Source organism: Vibrio lentus (assembly GCF_030409755.1).
Lineage (GTDB): Bacteria > Pseudomonadota > Gammaproteobacteria > Enterobacterales > Vibrionaceae > Vibrio > Vibrio lentus.
The window spans coordinates 1-17,394 of record NZ_JAUFQE010000002.1 but is presented as its reverse complement, the minus strand read 5'-3'; the positions used below and the strand labels follow the sequence as shown (position 1 = coordinate 17,394).

Below are 17,394 nucleotides of genomic sequence, written 5' to 3'. Positions count from 1 at the left end.
GAAACTAATAACAAGTTTGTTGACCATATTTCTTAAAGTAAGATCATAGATTTTGTGAATTTTGTCATTCTAAATTAAAGTAATCAGCTCTATAGCCAGCACTCAAGGATTATCATCTCGATGGAAAAAGACTATGTCACAAAAGAACTTAGCTGGTTATCCTTCAACGAAAGAGTACTCCAAGAAGCGGCCGACAAGTCAGTTCCCTTAATCGAAAGAGTTCGTTTTTTAGGTATTTACTCGAAAAACCTCGATGAGTTTTACAAAGTCCGATTTGCTGATGTGAAACGAAAGATCTTACTTCAAGATCCTCAATTACCTACCAACTCGCAGAAAGCCCTGCTAATTCAAATGCAGAGCAAAGCAAGTAAGCTCGATGCTCGATTCCATGAATTGTATAGCGACTTACTATTGGAACTGGCGCGCAATCGTATTTTTCTGGTCAACGAACAGCAAATCAGCGAAGAGCAAAGTGAGTGGATCAAAAAGTACTTTAAGAAAAAAGTACTTCCACATTTAACTCCGTTTCTCTTGAACGAAGATAGCCAGTTGCTCAATATTATGAAAGACGAGCAAAGTTACTTGGCAATCGACATTGAGCAAGAGACATCTTCTCAATATGTCTTACTCGAAATCCCATCTGAAGCTCTCCCTCGATTTGTTAAGTTACCAGACACTTCGGGTTCACAGCGTACGACTTTGATCTTATTAGATAATATAGTTCGATTTTGTTTAGATGACTTGCTTAAAGGATTCTTTGAGTATGACTCCGTGCGTTGCTTTGCTATAAAAATGACTCGTGATGCCGATTATGACCTTCAAGAGAGCAATGAAAATAGTCTACTAGAATCTATGTCGTTGGGTTTAGAACAGCGTTTGACGGCACTACCGATACGCCTTATCTATGAGTCAGAAATGCCCGCTGAAATGCTCAGTTTCTTACAAGTCAGACTTAAACTATCTGACTATGACAGTGTCATTGCGGGTGGACGTTATCATAACTTCAAACATTTCTCTGAGTTCCCAAGCCTTAATCGACGTGATTTAGTTAATCGTCCACTACCCGCGATTAAGTGTTCGCATTTCAGCCACTACCCAAACTATTTCGAAGCGATCAAAGCTCGTGACATCTTGTTGCATTACCCTTATCACACCTTTAATCACATCACTGAACTCGTGAGGCAGGCTTCCTTTGACCCGAAGGTAACCTCCATAAAAATAAACGTTTACCGTGTTGCAGAAGGATCAAAGCTCCTCAGCTCGATCATCGATGCGGCGCACAATGGTAAGAAAGTAACTGTCGTCGTTGAACTGCAAGCCCGCTTTGATGAACAAGCCAATATTCAGTGGACAAAGAAACTTCAAGAAGCCGGTATAAAAGTCATCCATGGCATCCCAAGTTTGAAAATTCACTCTAAGCTGCTGCTCATTAAACGGAAAGAAGGCAAGCATACGGCGCATTACGCTCATATTGGCACCGGTAACTTTCATGAAGTAACAGCGCGCGTGTATACCGATTTTTCTCTGCTCACTGCGAATGAAGATTTGACCCAAGAGGTGAGACAAGTCTTTAAGTACATTGAAAACCCTTATCAAAAATCACAGTTCAAACAACTGATTGTGTCACCAAAGAATACAAGAAAACGCCTGTATCAGTTGATAGATAATGAAATACAAAACGCGATAGAGAACAAGCCTGCAAGCATCACTCTAAAACTCAACAATTTGGTCGACCGAGAGATCATTGAGAAGCTCTATCAGGCCAGCCAAGCCAATGTAACGGTGAGAATGGTCATTCGTGGTATGTGCTCTCTCGTACCGGGAGTCTCCAAAATCAGTGAGCAGATTGAGATTGTTAGTGTGGTCGATCGTTTTCTCGAACACCCAAGAGTGATGATCTTTGGTAACGCTGGAAATCCAAAAGTCTATATCTCCTCTGCCGACTGGATGACACGAAACTTCGATCATAGGATCGAAGTCGCCACTCCAATTTTAGATCCAAAGATCAAGCAAACCATTATCGATATAACTGAGTTTCATTTCGATGACAGCAACAAAGCTCGAGTGCTAGACCAATCGATGAGCAACCCTTACATACAACCACCAGCAAAACCACTCGATTACCCGACGTCGCAACTCTCCACTTACCACTATATTAAACGTATGGAGAAACTTGCTCGCAAGAAGTACAAACAAGAGAAGAAATCATGCCGCTAATTGATAATAAACATTCTCGATGTATTGCCGCTATCGACTTGGGTTCGAACAGCTTCCATATGGTGGTTGCTCGAGTATTCGATCAACACCTGCAATTAGTCAGCAGACACAAACAGAAAGTGAGATTAGGCGATGGGTTGGACGAACGTAACTTCCTATCCGAAAGCGCTATCGAGCAAGGCTTAGAATGTCTCAAAGTGTTCGCAGAACGACTAGAGGATTTTGAACTTGATGATGTCAGAGTTGTTGCGACTCATACCCTAAGAAAGGCCAAAAACACCAAAAACTTCTTAGAGCAAGCCAAACCACTATTTCCTTTTCCAATAGAGGTTATCTCAGGTCAAGAAGAAGCTCGAATAATCTATAACGGTGTAGAACACACTCAAACTGCTTCTGAATCTAAATTGGTTATTGATATCGGTGGAGGGAGTACGGAACTCGTCGCTGGGCGAGGTTTTACCCCCCTAATTATGCGCAGTTTACCTATGGGATGCGTCAGCTTCACTCAACGTTTCTTTGCTGACGGAGAGTTAACCTCACAACACTTCTCAGATGCTTATACCGCGGCTACTCGTCTATTGGTGCCATTGATTGAAGAATACACAAAGGCCCCTTGGGAAATCGCCTTTGGCTCGTCAGGGACGGCTAAATCAATAAAAGAGGTACTCATTGGCTTAGGGTTTACCGATGGTCTCATTACGCCGCAACGTCTGTCCTATTTAAAAAGTCACTTATGTGAGTTTTCATCATCCAAAACCTTAGACCTTTCAGGTTTAAGTGATGAGAGAAAGCCAGTGTTTGCTGCTGGCGTCACCATTCTTTCAGCAGCTATGGATACGCTAGACATACAAGAGCTACATTTTTCTGATGGCGCCCTGAGAGAAGGCGTTCTTTATGACATGGAGGATAGATTTAAAGATATTGATGTTCGAACAAGAACCGCCGAAACGCTCGTCTCTCGATACCATGTTGACGTAGCTCATGGCCAGAAAGTCAAAGAACTCGCCCTTGCATTACTGAAACAAGTGCAGCCTCAAGTAACGACTATGGTCACTAATGAGCTGTATGATCTGGTTGGTTGGGCTGCACTACTTCATGAGGTAGGACAAAGCATCGCATTCCAAGGCTATCACCGCCATTCGGCTTATCTGCTTAAGCACACGACAATGCCCGGTTTCAATACTGAGCAACAACGTCTTATCTCGACATTGGTTCGCCACCAAAGAAAAGCGATTAAGCGACAAGACTTGCCGGAACTGTCTCTATTTTCTCCACAACAAATAACGCTACTAATTCGCATATTAAGACTCGCTATCTTACTCAATCGTCAGAGAAATCAAACACTAGTCTCAGACATGACTCTAACGATTGAACAACAGGATAACTGGAAATTGAAAGGCCCTAACAACGATTGGTTGACCCAAAACCAACTGCTTGAACATGAACTCAAAGAAGAACAACAACGTTGGCAAAATGCTGGATGGTCGTTAAAGGTAGAGTAACGAACAGTCAAAACAAAAACAGCCTGCGACTTAGCAAGCTGTTTCTACATGTTTTGTATCTGAATCATAGCCCGACTTTTGCCAGTTCTTGCTCTGCGAACTCAGGCGGTATCGCTAAATAGCCATCTTTCTCTACCAGTTCTTGTCCTTGCTTCGAGAATACAAAAGTGAGGAACTCTCTCTCTACAGGAGAAAGCGGTTTATCTGGGTGTTTATTCACATACACATAGAGAAAACGCGATAGAGGGTAATCTCCGCTTAAGATATTCGCTCGGGTCGGTTCTACGTAATCAGAGCCATGCTCAGCAATAGGAATTAACTTAACACCAGCCACTCGATAACCAATACCTGAGTACCCTATCCCGCTGATTGATGAAGCGACCGACTGTACAACCGATGCAGATCCTGGCTGTTCATTAACTCGGTTCTTGAAGTCGCCACTACATAATGCGTTTTGTTTGAAGTAGCCGTAGGTTCCCGAAACGGAATTACGACCGAACAGTTGGAATCTATGTTTTGCCCACGGCTGGCTGATACCTAAATCTTGCCAACTGTTTAGCGGCTTAGTCGCGCCACAGCGCAATGTCTCTGAAAATATGCTGTCAATTTCGCGGAAATTAAGCCCCTCGATAGGATTATCACGATGCACAAAAAGACCAATAGCATCGATAGCAACTCGAAGCGCCGTCGGCTTATAGCCATGCTCCCTTTCGAACGCTTCCACTTCTCGTAGCCGCATTGGACGACTCATCGGCCCAAGGTGAGCAGTACCTTCCGTTAATGCAGGAGGTGCAGTGGATGAACCAGAAGCCTGAACTTGAGCATTCACGTTCGGGTAGTAAGACTTAAACTCTTCAACCCATAACGTTGTCATTCCCGCTAAGGTATCGGAACCGACAGACAACAAGCTGCCAGAAATACCCGGAACCTTAGAATAATCTGGAAGAGAATCGGCACCTTGCCCGGCATGAACAGGGGTAACCAACGCTAATGCTAATAATGAACTGATGGGGAAACGCATCCTGCGTATTAAAGAACTCATGACACTGTCAATCGGCTAGGCAGCGTGAAATAGAATCGGCTACCAACCCCCACTTCACTTTGAATTTCTAAATGTGAATCATGATGACTAAGCGCATGTTTCACAATCGCTAACCCTAGGCCACTGCCCCCAGTATCGCGTGAGCGTGCTTTATCAACACGATAGAAACGCTCTGTAAGTCGATGCAAGTGTTGTGGTTCGATACCGTCTCCAGTGTCTGACACATCCAAACACGCGCCTTGACTGGTTTGGTACCAACGAACCTTTACGGTCGCACCAGGCGGCGTGTATTTCACTGCATTGTAAACCAGATTCGATATCGCACTTCTTAACTGATCTTCATCAGCTAATACGCGTAAGCTCTTATCAATATCAAATTCCAGCTTGTGTTCTCGCTCTCCACTGAGACTAGCAGCTTCTTTTTCAAGAACTTCCAACATCGCCGGAACGTTAACCACTTCATCCAATTCATGCATTGGCGCCGCTTCTATCTTAGAAAGAGTAAGAAGCTGATTGACCAAACTGTTCATGCGATTCAATTGCTCAGTCATAACACCATGAGCCTTAGGCCACATAGGCCCAACGACCATGTCTGGATCTTCCGTCATTTCAAGATAGCCCTGAAGTACGGTCATTGGAGTGCGTAGCTCGTGAGAAACGTTAGCGAAAAAGTTACGACGCATGCCTTCTAGCTGTTTTAGCTGAGTAACATCACGTACTACCATGAGGTGTTCGCCCTCGGTATACGGTACGATACGAAGCTCAAGCATACGCTCCACATTAAGTGGCGAAGGCATCTCTAACGGCTCTGAGAAATCTTGTTTATTAAGGTACTTGATAAAGTCCGGCGTGCGGATCAAGTTAGAGATCGGTTGACCTGAATCGTCTGGCCAGCGAAAACCCAGTAAATACTGAGCAAGCTTGTTACACCAAACAATATTGCCTTCACCGCGAAACACCACAACGGCATCGGGAAGGGATTCAGCACCGTTTCTGAAACGGCGGATAAGGTTGGTCAATTCTTTGCGCTTACGACGCTGTCTCTGCTGCATACGATAGATACCGTTAAACAGAGACTCCCAGTTTCCAGAACCTGAAGGGGGTGTTAACCGCTTTTCATCCCACAACCAAGCAGACAAACGCATTTGATAGTGTAGATGCCATGCTAACTGTAATACTGTTGCAGCCAGCAATAACCAAGGTAAATAACCGAATATCCATCCGACTATAATCCAAGGTGCGTAAAAAAAAGCCAGCTCCCAAGCTAGCTTCTTCCAGGTTAACTTCTCAACCATTCAGGACTCCATAAACTGGGCAGTGAAGCCACATTAAGCCTTTGTAGAAAAACGGTAGCCTGCGCCGCGCACCGTTTGAATTAATTTGTCATGACCAGCAGATTCAAGTGCTTTGCGTAAACGTCGAATATGAACATCAACCGTACGATCTTCAACGTAAACGTTAGTACCCCAAACGTTATTTAGCAGTTGCTCTCGGCTGTATACTCGCTCTTGGTGAGTCATAAAGAAATGCAACATTTTGAACTCGGTTGGCCCCATATCAACGGGACCTTCGCTTGCGGTAACGCGGTGAGATACAGGGTCTAATTTAAGCCCTTGAACATCTATCACATCTTCCAATGCCGTTGGTGTTACACGGCGAATAACTGCTTTCAGACGAGCGACCAACTCTTTTGGCGAAAATGGTTTGGTAATGTAGTCGTCAGCACCAACTTCTAAACCTCGAACCTTATCTTCTTCTTCACCACGAGCCGTCAGCATCACAACTGGGATGTTGCGAGTTAACTCTTCACGCTTCATGTGCTTGATAAAGTTGATCCCGCTACCACCAGGTAGCATCCAATCTAGTAATACTAGATCTGGGAAAGGTTCACATAGCTTGTTTACCGCTGTATCGTAATCTTCAGCCTCTACTGCTTGGTAGCCTTTTTGCTCAAGTACAAAACACAACATCTCACGAATAGGTGCTTCATCTTCAACGACCAGAATCCTTCTCGACATAATTGAATAGCCTTAGTATTTAATCAACGCATTGCATTATCTGGTTTAATTATGACACTTTTGTGACCTTTGAAAACAAATTTTCATATAACTGTCTCAAACATTTCACTTTTAATTTTTATTGCAGGTATAAGACAAATGGATCGAAATCTCCTATGATGAGCGTCTTCAGATAAAGGTATGAGAAATATTTATGTGGTTTAAGAATTGCCTCGTCTATCGCTTTAATCGTGATATAGACTTCAACGCAGATCAGCTAGAGAAACAACTTGAAGAGTTCCGTTTTACCCCTTGTGGTAGCCAAGACAAACAGAAGTTTGGTTGGGTAAATGCGATGGGTAGACACGGCGATATGATGACGCACGTATCAGAAAACCGCATTCTCATCTGTGCAAAGAAAGAAGAGAAAATGCTTCCAGCTTCTGTGATCAAAGATTCATTGAATGCAAAAGTAGAAACGCTTGAAGCGGAGTCTGGTACTCCTCTGAAAAAGAAAGAGAAAGACAGCCTAAAAGAAGACATCATCATCGATCTTCTTCCTCGTGCTTTCAGCCGCAGTAACTTCACTTACGCACTGATCATGCCGAAAGAAGGCTTTATTGTTGTTGATGCTAGCAGCTACAAAAAAGCTGAAGACGTATTGGCATTATTACGTAAAACAATGGGTAGCTTGCCAGTAGTGCCAGCTATTCCAGAGCAAGCGATTGAAACAACGTTAACGGAATGGGTTAAGTCAGGTGATACGCCTCAAGGTATCACTATGCTCGATGAAGCAGAGCTTAAATCAATCCAAGAAGACGGTGGTATTGTTCGAGTTAAGAAACAAGAACTAGAAGCTGATGAGATTAAGAACCACATTGAAGCCAACAAAGTTGTGACTAAGCTTCTGATCAACTGGCAAGATCGCATAGAGTTCATCCTTGCTGAAGATGGCAGCATCAAGCGCCTGAAATTCAGTGATGAACTAAAAGATGAGAACGACGATATTCCTCGTGAAGATCAAGCTGCACGTTTTGATGCAGACTTCTCTCTACTTTGTGGTGAGTTCAGTGTTTTCCTACCAAACCTATTTGAATCATTAGGTGGGTTAACTCAACCTAACGCTTAATGATTCCGATTTGATGCTCAGGTATCGACGATACCTGAGCTTATTTTCTTTCCTACTCCCGCTTATCAATACCTATCAACTCGCTTCTTAATACCATTGTTATCTTTAGGGCTATCAACCAAACTCATTTTAGCGTAAAATTTGCGCCCCTTTGATATCACTTGGTGGTATCAACCTGACTTGAGATCAGATTAGAGAACGAAGCAATGACTACACAGAAACCATTTGTACCTGAACTATTATCACCGGCAGGAAGCCTTAAAAACATGCGTTACGCATTCGCCTATGGCGCAGATGCAGTATACGCAGGCCAGCCACGTTACAGCCTTCGTGTTCGTAACAACGAGTTCAATCACGAAAACCTACAAATCGGTATCGATGAAGCTCATGCTCAAGGCAAAAAGTTATATGTTGTATGTAACATTCAGCCACACAACTCTAAATTAAAAACATTCATTCGCGACCTTAAGCCCGTTGTTGAGATGGGCCCAGACGCACTTATCATGTCAGACCCAGGTCTTATCATGATGGTACGTGAATCATTCCCTGAAATGCCGATCCATCTTTCAGTTCAAGCAAACGCAGTAAACTGGGCGACCGTGAAGTTCTGGTCAACTCAAGGCGTTGAGCGTGTGATCCTATCTCGTGAGCTATCTCTTGAAGAAATCGAAGAGATTCGCGAACACTGCCCAGAAACAGAGCTAGAAATCTTTGTTCACGGTGCTCTATGCATGGCTTACTCTGGTCGTTGCCTACTTTCTGGCTACATGAACAAACGCGATCCAAACCAAGGTACTTGTACTAACGCTTGTCGTTGGGAATACAAGACAGAAGCTGCGAAAGAAGACGAAAACGGTCAGATCGTTGAAGCTAACCCTACAGGCGTTGCTATTCAAGAAGTAGAAACTCAAGGTATTGAAGTTCAAGACGAGCGCCCTGACAACACACTAGGCCTTGGTAAGCCAACTGATGAAGTCGTTTTACTTTCTGAATCACACAAACCTGAAGAGAAAATGGCGGCGTTTGAAGATGAGCATGGTACTTACATCATGAACTCGAAAGACCTTCGCGCAATCCAACACGTTGAACGTCTAACGAAGATGGGTGTTCATTCATTGAAGATTGAAGGCCGTACTAAGTCTTTCTACTACTGTGCACGTACAGCACAGGTTTACCGTAAAGCTATCGATGATGCTGTTGCAGGTAAGCCATTTGATGAGAGTCTAATGGGTACGCTAGAGAGCCTAGCTCACCGAGGCTACACTGAAGGCTTCCTACGTCGTCACACTCACGATTCATACCAAAACTACGAATACGGTTACTCTATCTCTGATACTCAACAGTTTGTTGGTGAATTCACAGGTAAACGCCGTGGCGACCTAGCTGAAGTAGAAGTGAAAAACAAATTCCTAGTTGGTGACAGCCTAGAAATGATGACACCGAAAGGTAACGTTGTCTTCAAACTAGAAGTTATGGAAAACCGTAAATCTGAAGCAGTAGACGATGCGAAAGGTAACGGACACTTTGTGTTTATTCCTGTACCTACTGATATGGATCTAGAATTTGGTTTGTTAATGCGTAACTTGAGCGCAGGGCAAGATACACGTAACGCTTCAGGTAAATAACGGTTACTTTGGAAAGATAAATGGCTCTACTAATAACTGACAAGTGCATAAACTGCGATATGTGTGACCCTGAATGCCCAAATGGTGCAATCACTATGGGTGACAGTATCTTCGAAATCGATCCTGATTTATGTACTGAGTGTAAAGGTCACTATGAGAAGCCAACATGTCAGTCAGTGTGTCCCATTACAAAATGCATAATCACTGACCCAAACCATATTGAAACTGACGACGAATTATTAGAAAAGTTTGTCATTATTCAAGGCTTGACCTAAAAGATAAAAGGTTCAACTTAATCATCAAGTTGAACCTTTTTTTTAACCAGATTTTTCAATGGGATATATGTTGCAGAACATCTCTTTCTCAAATTGGTATTCAAGTTGTTCTCGCCAATTTTTGGTTTGGGATACAGGTACCAAATAAAAACTCTCCCGACTGGTATCGGTGACAAACGCCATTCCATACTGCATCAGTTCATAATGAACATCATTAACAAAACTAGGATCTAACCGTTGTCGACCGGTTAGCTGGTTTATATCTTCTCTAGAAATTGAAATACCAGTCTTCTCACTATTGAATCTATGTCTTAACCATTTAGAGAATTCCCTCGCGCAAATCATAGTCATTGTCTTATCCTTGAATTTTTATAGACGGGTATCAGACTTTGATTTTCATATACTGCACATAAGCCGCATCTTTCACCCAAAAACACGCCATCCCTGACTAAGCATTATCAAATTCATCGTTGTTTTTGCTATTGCCGTTATTCGTTTGTTTTGATATCAAACGATGTTCTTAATTACGTGTTTATAAACTCTAGACAAAAGTGTGACATTTCTCCAGTTTCAGAGACGAGAAAGTCAGTGGCATTACCACTGTAATTAACCTCGATAGATGCGATTACTTATTGGATATCAAGGCTAAACACTGACTCGGCATTACTTTAACTTTCTTTTTTTTCTTACTTTTAGCTACTTTTTTAGGTGGAGGCACTGGAATGGTCTGCGGAGCCCAACTGGCAAGTTCATCTCCACAACCATCACCTTTTGGCGGGTTTGCTTGAGCGATGCAGTTAGAACTACCTTTAGGACATTTTAAACGAACATGAAAATGAGAATGATGTCCCCACCAAGGTCTGATTTTTCCTAACCATGCTCTCTCATTGGCATCAGAGCTTTCTTGGTCACAAAGAGTTTGTTTAATAACAGGATGGACGAAAATACGTACCACTTTTTGATCTTTGGCTGCATAGCGAATAACTTGAAAATGGTCATCGTTCCAATTTGATTTACGCAGTTTGTAATTAGTAAGGTCGACAACGCTTATTGGCTTAGGAACAGCGAGTTCATTTTCGGAAAGTCTCTCATCAGTGAGCCTTAACCATATATCAATATCCAAGCCAGTCTGGTGGCTTGAATGACCAGATGAGAAGCGTCCTCCTCGAGGTAGAGAAATATCACCAACCAGTAAATTGGTATTGAGTTTTTCGCTCGCAGTCACACCTAACCTTTCAATAAACTGAATGGCCTCGGTATGGCCATAGTAGCGTTCTCGCTGAGGGCGAATAATTTGATAGCCCTCCCCGTTAATAGGCAAAGCCTGTGCACCGTCTAAACAGCCATTAGCATAACTGCCAATAGATGATGTTGAGTTGATTGTCGGGCTCTTCGCCTTTTCCCAAGGCGTTGCTATGGCTACGAATGAACATAACCCAGTAGCCGCAGCGCAAAGTAACCTCATAACGATCCTAAATGATTTGTCTTTAGTATTTATACTAGCTGTCATTGAGGAATAGGGGCATATAAGTAATAAGTTTTTCGGGGCATTAAATGAAAATAACAAACAACACATCTTATCAACCAACTTTCATCACTGCTATTGGCTAACTGAAGAGACGTAAAGATCTCAAACTCGTCACTGATTTTTGAATTTCGTATAACGGTCAGCCACTGCACTTGACGATTAACAGCGTTAATTCATCGTCTTAAAAATAAAATTGCAGAAGCGAGCAGAAAATAAAAAGGCTCCAGTCTTTCGACTGAAGCCTTAATATATCAATGCAACAACATAGGTTGTTTTAAACTGAACTAACGATTAGAGATGTTGAGATAATTGGTAGCAGTAGAACTTCGTTGTTCATTTATCTATATCGAAAAAAGCAAAAAGGCTCTAGTCTTTTGACTAGAGCCTTAAATATGGCAGGGGTGGAGAGATTCGAACTCCCAACACGCGGATTTGGAATCCGCTGCTCTGCCAATTGGAGCTACACCCCTATTTTCAGTTTTAAAGAGCTGAAACTCTGAATAAGTGGCGGAGTGGACGGGACTCGAACCCGCGACCCCCGGCGTGACAGGCCGGTATTCTAACCAACTGAACTACCACTCCGCAGTGGTCAACTCACTAAGTGAGCGTCCATATCTCCAGGTTGGTCAACCTAAAGATTTAATTTAAAGCCTGGCGATGTCCTACTCTCACATGGGGAAACCCCACACTACCATCGGCGCTATTGTGTTTCACTTCTGAGTTCGGCATGGAATCAGGTGGGTCCACAATGCTATGGTCGCCAAGCAAATTTTGCTTTTACTTTCAGTTTTTTAAAAACTGAAGGCAAAATAATCTGGAAAACTGATTTAAAAGTTATATCTCATCAAACTCATTCAAGTATTTGGTATTTCTTTGAGTCCACAAAACCCCTTGGGTGTTGTATGGTTAAGCCTCACGGGCAATTAGTACAGGTTAGCTCAATGCCTCGCAGCACTTACACACCCTGCCTATCAACGTCGTAGTCTACGACAACCCTTTAGGACGCTTATAGCGCCAGGGAAAACTCATCTCAAGGCTCGCTTCCCGCTTAGATGCTTTCAGCGGTTATCGATTCCGAACTTAGCTACCGGGCAATGCCATTGGCATGACAACCCGAACACCAGAGGTTCGTCCACTCCGGTCCTCTCGTACTAGGAGCAGCCCCTTTCAATTTTCCAACGCCCACGGCAGATAGGGACCGAACTGTCTCACGACGTTCTAAACCCAGCTCGCGTACCACTTTAAATGGCGAACAGCCATACCCTTGGGACCGACTTCAGCCCCAGGATGTGATGAGCCGACATCGAGGTGCCAAACACCGCCGTCGATATGAACTCTTGGGCGGTATCAGCCTGTTATCCCCGGAGTACCTTTTATCCGTTGAGCGATGGCCCTTCCATTCAGAACCACCGGATCACTATGACCTGCTTTCGCACCTGCTCGAATTGTCATTCTCGCAGTCAAGCGGGCTTATGCCATTGCACTAACCACACGATGTCCAACCGTGTTTAGCCCACCTTCGTGCTCCTCCGTTACTCTTTGGGAGGAGACCGCCCCAGTCAAACTACCCACCAGGCACTGTCCGTAATCCCGATTCAGGGACCAACGTTAGAACATCAAAACTACAAGGGTGGTATTTCAAGGACGACTCCACCACATCTAGCGACGCGGTTTCATAGTCTCCCACCTATCCTACACATGTAGGTTCAATGTTCAGTGCCAAGCTGTAGTAAAGGTTCACGGGGTCTTTCCGTCTAGCCGCGGGTACACTGCATCTTCACAGCGATTTCAATTTCACTGAGTCTCGGGTGGAGACAGCGTGGCCATCATTACGCCATTCGTGCAGGTCGGAACTTACCCGACAAGGAATTTCGCTACCTTAGGACCGTTATAGTTACGGCCGCCGTTTACCGGGGCTTCGATCAAGAGCTTCGACCGAAGTCTAACCCCATCAATTAACCTTCCGGCACCGGGCAGGCGTCACACCGTATACGTCATCTTACGATTTTGCACAGTGCTGTGTTTTTAATAAACAGTTGCAGCCACCTGGTATCTGCGACTCTCGTCTGCTCCATCCGCAAGGGACTTCACTGATAAGAGCGTACCTTCTCCCGAAGTTACGGTACCATTTTGCCTAGTTCCTTCACCCGAGTTCTCTCAAGCGCCTTGGTATTCTCTACCCGACCACCTGTGTCGGTTTGGGGTACGATTCCTTACAATCTGAAGCTTAGAGGCTTTTCCTGGAAGCATGGCATCAATGACTTCACTACCGTAGTAGCTCGACATCGTATCTCAGCGTTAAGAAAGTCCGGATTTACCTAAACTTTCCGCCTACATACTTGAACCTGGACAACCGTCGCCAGGCCCACCTAGCCTTCTCCGTCCCCCCATCGCAATTGTAAGAAGTACGGGAATATTAACCCGTTTCCCATCGACTACGCCTTTCGGCCTCGCCTTAGGAGTCGACTTACCCTGCCCCGATTAACGTTGGACAGGAACCCTTGGTCTTCCGGCGAGGGAGTTTTTCACTCCCTTTATCGTTACTCATGTCAGCATTCGCACTTCTGATACCTCCAGCAGCCCTTACAGACCACCTTCAACGGCTTACAGAACGCTCCCCTACCCCACATACCCTAAGGTACGTAGCCGCAGCTTCGGTGTATAGCTTAGCCCCGTTACATCTTCCGCGCAGGCCGACTCGACCAGTGAGCTATTACGCTTTCTTTAAATGATGGCTGCTTCTAAGCCAACATCCTGGCTGTCTGAGCCTTCCCACATCGTTTCCCACTTAGCTATACTTTGGGACCTTAGCTGGCGGTCTGGGTTGTTTCCCTCTCCACGACGGACGTTAGCACCCGCCGTGTGTCTCCCGGATAGTACTTACTGGTATTCGGAGTTTGCAAAGGGTTGGTAAGTCGGGATGACCCCCTAGCCTTAACAGTGCTCTACCCCCAGTAGTATTCGTCCGAGGCGCTACCTAAATAGCTTTCGGGGAGAACCAGCTATCTCCAGGTTTGATTGGCCTTTCACCCCTAGCCACAAGTCATCCGCTAATTTTTCAACATTAGTCGGTTCGGTCCTCCAGTTGATGTTACTCAACCTTCAACCTGCCCATGGCTAGATCACCTGGTTTCGGGTCTAATCCTAGCAACTGTACGCCCAGTTAAGACTCGGTTTCCCTACGGCTCCCCTAAACGGTTAACCTTGCTACTAAAATTAAGTCGCTGACCCATTATACAAAAGGTACGCAGTCACACCACGAAGGTGCTCCTACTGCTTGTACGTACACGGTTTCAGGTTCTATTTCACTCCCCTCACAGGGGTTCTTTTCGCCTTTCCCTCACGGTACTGGTTCACTATCGGTCAGTCAGTAGTATTTAGCCTTGGAGGATGGTCCCCCCATATTCAGACAGGATATCACGTGTCCCGCCCTACTCGATTTCACTGATTATGATGTGTCGGTTACGGGGCTATCACCCTTTATTGCGAGACTTTCCAGACTCTTCACCTGCATCATTAAAAGCTTAAGGGCTAATCCAATTTCGCTCGCCGCTACTTTCGGAATCTCGGTTGATTTCTCTTCCTCGGGGTACTTAGATGTTTCAGTTCCCCCGGTTTGCCTCCTGTTGCTATGTATTCACAACAGGATACGTGCTTATGCACGTGGGTTTCCCCATTCAGAAATCCCAGACTCAAAAGGTTATTACTACCTAATCTGGGCTTATCGCAAGTTATTACGTCTTTCATCGCCTCTGACTGCCAAGGCATCCACCGTGTACGCTTAGTCACTTAACCATACAACCCGAAAGGGTCTTAGTGTATGGCAACTAACCAAGGTTTTTGGTTGTCATCAAGAAGGGTTAATTCTTGATGACTGTTTGCCGGACTCAATTGTGAATCAAACTAACGTTTGATTCGAATACAAGACACTTGAATGTGTTTGTTGTGTTTATCAATAAAGATAAACATTGAGAACTTTTAAATTTGATTGAATTACTCGTAAGTAAATCAATCAGTCAGCTTTCCAAATTGTTAAAGAGCTTGATTCAAACTAATGAACCATTTTTAAATATTTTCAAAGAAAAACACTTAAAGATGGTGGAGCTATGCGGGATCGAACCGCAGACCTCCTCGCTGCCAGCGAGGCGCTCTCCCAGCTGAGCTATAGCCCCATCTGGAAAAGTATTTCTACTCTTAACTTTTCTAAACCTAATCAATCTGTGTGGACACTCATCGTGGTATCTTCGTATAAGGAGGTGATCCAGCCCCAGGTTCCCCTAGGGCTACCTTGTTACGACTTCACCCCAGTCATGAACCACAAAGTGGTGAGCGTCCTCCCCGAAAGGTTAAACTACCCACTTCTTTTGCAGCCCACTCCCATGGTGTGACGGGCGGTGTGTACAAGGCCCGGGAACGTATTCACCGTGACATTCTGATTCACGATTACTAGCGATTCCGACTTCATGGAGTCGAGTTGCAGACTCCAATCCGGACTACGACGCACTTTTTGGGATTCGCTTACTATCGCTAGCTTGCTGCCCTCTGTATGCGCCATTGTAGCACGTGTGTAGCCCTACTCGTAAGGGCCATGATGACTTGACGTCGTCCCCACCTTCCTCCGGTTTATCACCGGCAGTCTCCCTGGAGTTCCCGACATTACTCGCTGGCAAACAAGGATAAGGGTTGCGCTCGTTGCGGGACTTAACCCAACATTTCACAACACGAGCTGACGACAGCCATGCAGCACCTGTCTCAGAGTTCCCGAAGGCACACCAGCGTCTCCGCTGGCTTCTCTGGATGTCAAGAGTAGGTAAGGTTCTTCGCGTTGCATCGAATTAAACCACATGCTCCACCGCTTGTGCGGGCCCCCGTCAATTCATTTGAGTTTTAATCTTGCGACCGTACTCCCCAGGCGGTCTACTTAACGCGTTAGCTCCGAAAGCCACGGCTCAAGGCCACAACCTCCAAGTAGACATCGTTTACGGCGTGGACTACCAGGGTATCTAATCCTGTTTGCTCCCCACGCTTTCGCATCTGAGTGTCAGTGTCTGTCCAGGGGGCCGCCTTCGCCACTGGTATTCCTTCAGATCTCTACGCATTTCACCGCTACACCTGAAATTCTACCCCCCTCTACAGCACTCTAGTTCACCAGTTTCAAATGCAGTTCCGAGGTTGAGCCCCGGGCTTTCACATCTGACTTAATGAACCACCTGCATGCGCTTTACGCCCAGTAATTCCGATTAACGCTCGCACCCTCCGTATTACCGCGGCTGCTGGCACGGAGTTAGCCGGTGCTTCTTCTGTTGCTAACGTCAAGATGCGCAGCTATTAACTACACACCCTTCCTCACAACTGAAAGTACTTTACAACCCGAAGGCCTTCTTCATACACGCGGCATGGCTGCATCAGGCTTTCGCCCATTGTGCAATATTCCCCACTGCTGCCTCCCGTAGGAGTCTGGACCGTGTCTCAGTTCCAGTGTGGCTGATCATCCTCTCAGACCAGCTAGGGATCGTCGCCTTGGTGAGCCATTACCTCACCAACTAGCTAATCCCACCTAGGCATATCTTGACGCGAGAGGTCCGAAGATCCCCCTCTTTGGCCCGTAGGCATTATGCGGTATTAGCCATCGTTTCCAATGGTTATCCCCCACATCAAGGCAATTTCCTAGGCATTACTCACCCGTCCGCCGCTCGACGCCCAACAAATCCTCCGAAGATTCAATGTTGTCGTTTCCGCTCGACTTGCATGTGTTAGGCCTGCCGCCAGCGTTCAATCTGAGCCATGATCAAACTCTTCAATTTAAGATTTTGTGACTCAACGAATACTGACTTCAAAACTAATATTTACCGAAGTAAACATGTAATTCTAAAGCTATTACCATTCCAACAGAATAGTAATGAATTGACTGTGCCGAATAACTACAAGTAGTTAAACGTATTGGTCACTCAGCTCATTGAAATCAATTTTGTTACCGAAGTAACTGTTACTACGCTCTTTTGAAAAAGAACCAATAACGTTTTGATATTCATCAACGAGTGCCCACACAGATTGATAGGTTTAAATTGTTAAAGAGCTT

The 17,394-nt window shown here is 44.8% G+C and carries 10 protein-coding genes, 3 tRNA genes and 3 rRNA genes; 5 read left to right on the top strand and 11 right to left on the bottom strand.

The window, feature by feature from the left end:
• The first annotated feature begins 120 nt into the window (after window positions 1–120).
• Together ppk1 and ppx are read left to right on the top strand one after the other, a co-directional pair.
• The gene (gene ppk1 / locus QWZ07_RS08430) at window positions 121–2,217 is read left to right on the top strand and encodes a polyphosphate kinase 1 (RefSeq protein WP_192853421.1); all 2,097 of its coding nucleotides are present in this window, start codon (window positions 121–123) and stop codon (window positions 2,215–2,217) included.
• On the top strand, window positions 2,208–3,719 hold the full coding sequence (ppx, locus tag QWZ07_RS08425; RefSeq protein ID WP_192853420.1) for an exopolyphosphatase: 1,512 nt from the start codon (window positions 2,208–2,210) through the stop codon (window positions 3,717–3,719). The genes ppk1 and ppx overlap by 10 nt, the downstream gene beginning before the upstream one ends.
• 64 nt (window positions 3,720–3,783) lie before the next feature.
• Here the strand turns inward: ppx and QWZ07_RS08420 are convergent, their stop codons facing one another.
• The 3 genes from QWZ07_RS08420 to phoB are packed head-to-tail and all read right to left on the bottom strand — an operon-like array spanning window position 3,784 to window position 6,779.
• The gene (locus tag QWZ07_RS08420) at window positions 3,784–4,761 is read right to left on the bottom strand and encodes a PstS family phosphate ABC transporter substrate-binding protein (protein ID WP_192853419.1); all 978 of its coding nucleotides are present in this window, start codon (window positions 4,759–4,761) and stop codon (window positions 3,784–3,786) included.
• On the bottom strand, window positions 4,758–6,056 hold the full coding sequence (gene phoR, locus QWZ07_RS08415; RefSeq protein ID WP_192853418.1) for a phosphate regulon sensor histidine kinase PhoR: 1,299 nt from the start codon (window positions 6,054–6,056) through the stop codon (window positions 4,758–4,760). The genes QWZ07_RS08420 and phoR overlap by 4 nt, the downstream gene beginning before the upstream one ends.
• Before the next feature lie 33 nt (window positions 6,057–6,089).
• Window positions 6,090–6,779 (bottom strand): phosphate regulon transcriptional regulator PhoB, encoded by a 690-nt coding sequence (gene phoB / locus QWZ07_RS08410; protein ID WP_004735064.1) that lies wholly within the window; start codon window positions 6,777–6,779, stop codon window positions 6,090–6,092.
• A gap of 193 nt (window positions 6,780–6,972) precedes the next feature.
• Here phoB and rdgC point away from each other — a divergent pair, with 193 nt between their 5' ends.
• The 3 genes from rdgC to QWZ07_RS08395 all read left to right on the top strand — a co-directional run bounded on the left by rdgC (window position 6,973) and on the right by QWZ07_RS08395 (window position 9,787).
• Complete coding sequence (rdgC, locus tag QWZ07_RS08405; RefSeq protein ID WP_004735063.1) at window positions 6,973–7,887, top strand: recombination-associated protein RdgC; 915 nt, start codon at window positions 6,973–6,975, stop codon at window positions 7,885–7,887.
• A gap of 206 nt (window positions 7,888–8,093) precedes the next feature.
• Window positions 8,094–9,512, top strand: coding sequence for a prephenate-dependent tRNA uridine(34) hydroxylase TrhP (trhP, locus tag QWZ07_RS08400; RefSeq protein ID WP_102421132.1), 1,419 nt, complete (start codon window positions 8,094–8,096; stop codon window positions 9,510–9,512).
• 20 nt (window positions 9,513–9,532) lie between these two features.
• Window positions 9,533–9,787 carry a YfhL family 4Fe-4S dicluster ferredoxin gene (locus QWZ07_RS08395; protein WP_004735061.1) on the top strand — a complete coding sequence of 85 codons (255 nt, stop codon included), beginning with the start codon at window positions 9,533–9,535 and terminating at the stop codon, window positions 9,785–9,787.
• Between the two features lie 42 nt (window positions 9,788–9,829).
• On the opposite strand, the gene QWZ07_RS08390 is transcribed toward QWZ07_RS08395, so the two are convergent.
• From QWZ07_RS08390 to QWZ07_RS08355, 8 genes are all read right to left on the bottom strand, one after another.
• On the bottom strand, window positions 9,830–10,138 hold the full coding sequence (locus QWZ07_RS08390; protein WP_004735060.1) for a hypothetical protein: 309 nt from the start codon (window positions 10,136–10,138) through the stop codon (window positions 9,830–9,832).
• A gap of 274 nt (window positions 10,139–10,412) precedes the next feature.
• A complete protein-coding gene (gene mepA / locus QWZ07_RS08385) occupies window positions 10,413–11,252 on the bottom strand; it encodes a penicillin-insensitive murein endopeptidase (RefSeq protein WP_192853466.1) in 840 nt (279 codons plus the stop codon).
• Between the two features lie 456 nt (window positions 11,253–11,708).
• Window positions 11,709–11,785 (bottom strand) — tRNA-Trp (locus QWZ07_RS08380).
• A 35-nt stretch (window positions 11,786–11,820) separates the two neighbouring features.
• Window positions 11,821–11,897: transfer RNA gene (locus QWZ07_RS08375), tRNA-Asp, on the bottom strand.
• 67 nt (window positions 11,898–11,964) lie between these two features.
• A 5S ribosomal RNA gene (gene rrf, locus QWZ07_RS08370) occupies window positions 11,965–12,080 on the bottom strand.
• Between the two features lie 137 nt (window positions 12,081–12,217).
• A 23S ribosomal RNA gene (locus QWZ07_RS08365) occupies window positions 12,218–15,110 on the bottom strand.
• A gap of 301 nt (window positions 15,111–15,411) precedes the next feature.
• Window positions 15,412–15,487 (bottom strand) — tRNA-Ala (locus QWZ07_RS08360).
• Between the two features lie 77 nt (window positions 15,488–15,564).
• Window positions 15,565–17,119 (bottom strand): 16S ribosomal RNA (locus QWZ07_RS08355).
• Together the 16S, 23S and 5S rRNA genes with 3 tRNA genes alongside form the textbook arrangement of a ribosomal RNA operon.
• Window positions 17,120–17,394 lie beyond the last annotated feature (275 nt).

What these genes read in the sequence shown, in the direction of transcription:
- ppk1 (WP_192853421.1), top strand. Translation starts at nt 121, where the DNA reads ATGGAAAAAGACTATGTCACAAAAGAACTTAGCTGGTTATCCTTCAAC.
- ppx (WP_192853420.1), top strand. Translation starts at nt 2,208, where the DNA reads ATGCCGCTAATTGATAATAAACATTCTCGATGTATTGCCGCTATCGAC.
- QWZ07_RS08420 (WP_192853419.1), bottom strand. Translation starts at nt 4,761, where the DNA reads ATGAGTTCTTTAATACGCAGGATGCGTTTCCCCATCAGTTCATTATTA.
- phoR (WP_192853418.1), bottom strand. Translation starts at nt 6,056, where the DNA reads ATGGTTGAGAAGTTAACCTGGAAGAAGCTAGCTTGGGAGCTGGCTTTT.
- phoB (WP_004735064.1), bottom strand. Translation starts at nt 6,779, where the DNA reads ATGTCGAGAAGGATTCTGGTCGTTGAAGATGAAGCACCTATTCGTGAG.
- rdgC (WP_004735063.1), top strand. Translation starts at nt 6,973, where the DNA reads ATGTGGTTTAAGAATTGCCTCGTCTATCGCTTTAATCGTGATATAGAC.
- trhP (WP_102421132.1), top strand. Translation starts at nt 8,094, where the DNA reads ATGACTACACAGAAACCATTTGTACCTGAACTATTATCACCGGCAGGA.
- QWZ07_RS08395 (WP_004735061.1), top strand. Translation starts at nt 9,533, where the DNA reads ATGGCTCTACTAATAACTGACAAGTGCATAAACTGCGATATGTGTGAC.
- QWZ07_RS08390 (WP_004735060.1), bottom strand. Translation starts at nt 10,138, where the DNA reads ATGACTATGATTTGCGCGAGGGAATTCTCTAAATGGTTAAGACATAGA.
- mepA (WP_192853466.1), bottom strand. Translation starts at nt 11,252, where the DNA reads ATGAGGTTACTTTGCGCTGCGGCTACTGGGTTATGTTCATTCGTAGCC.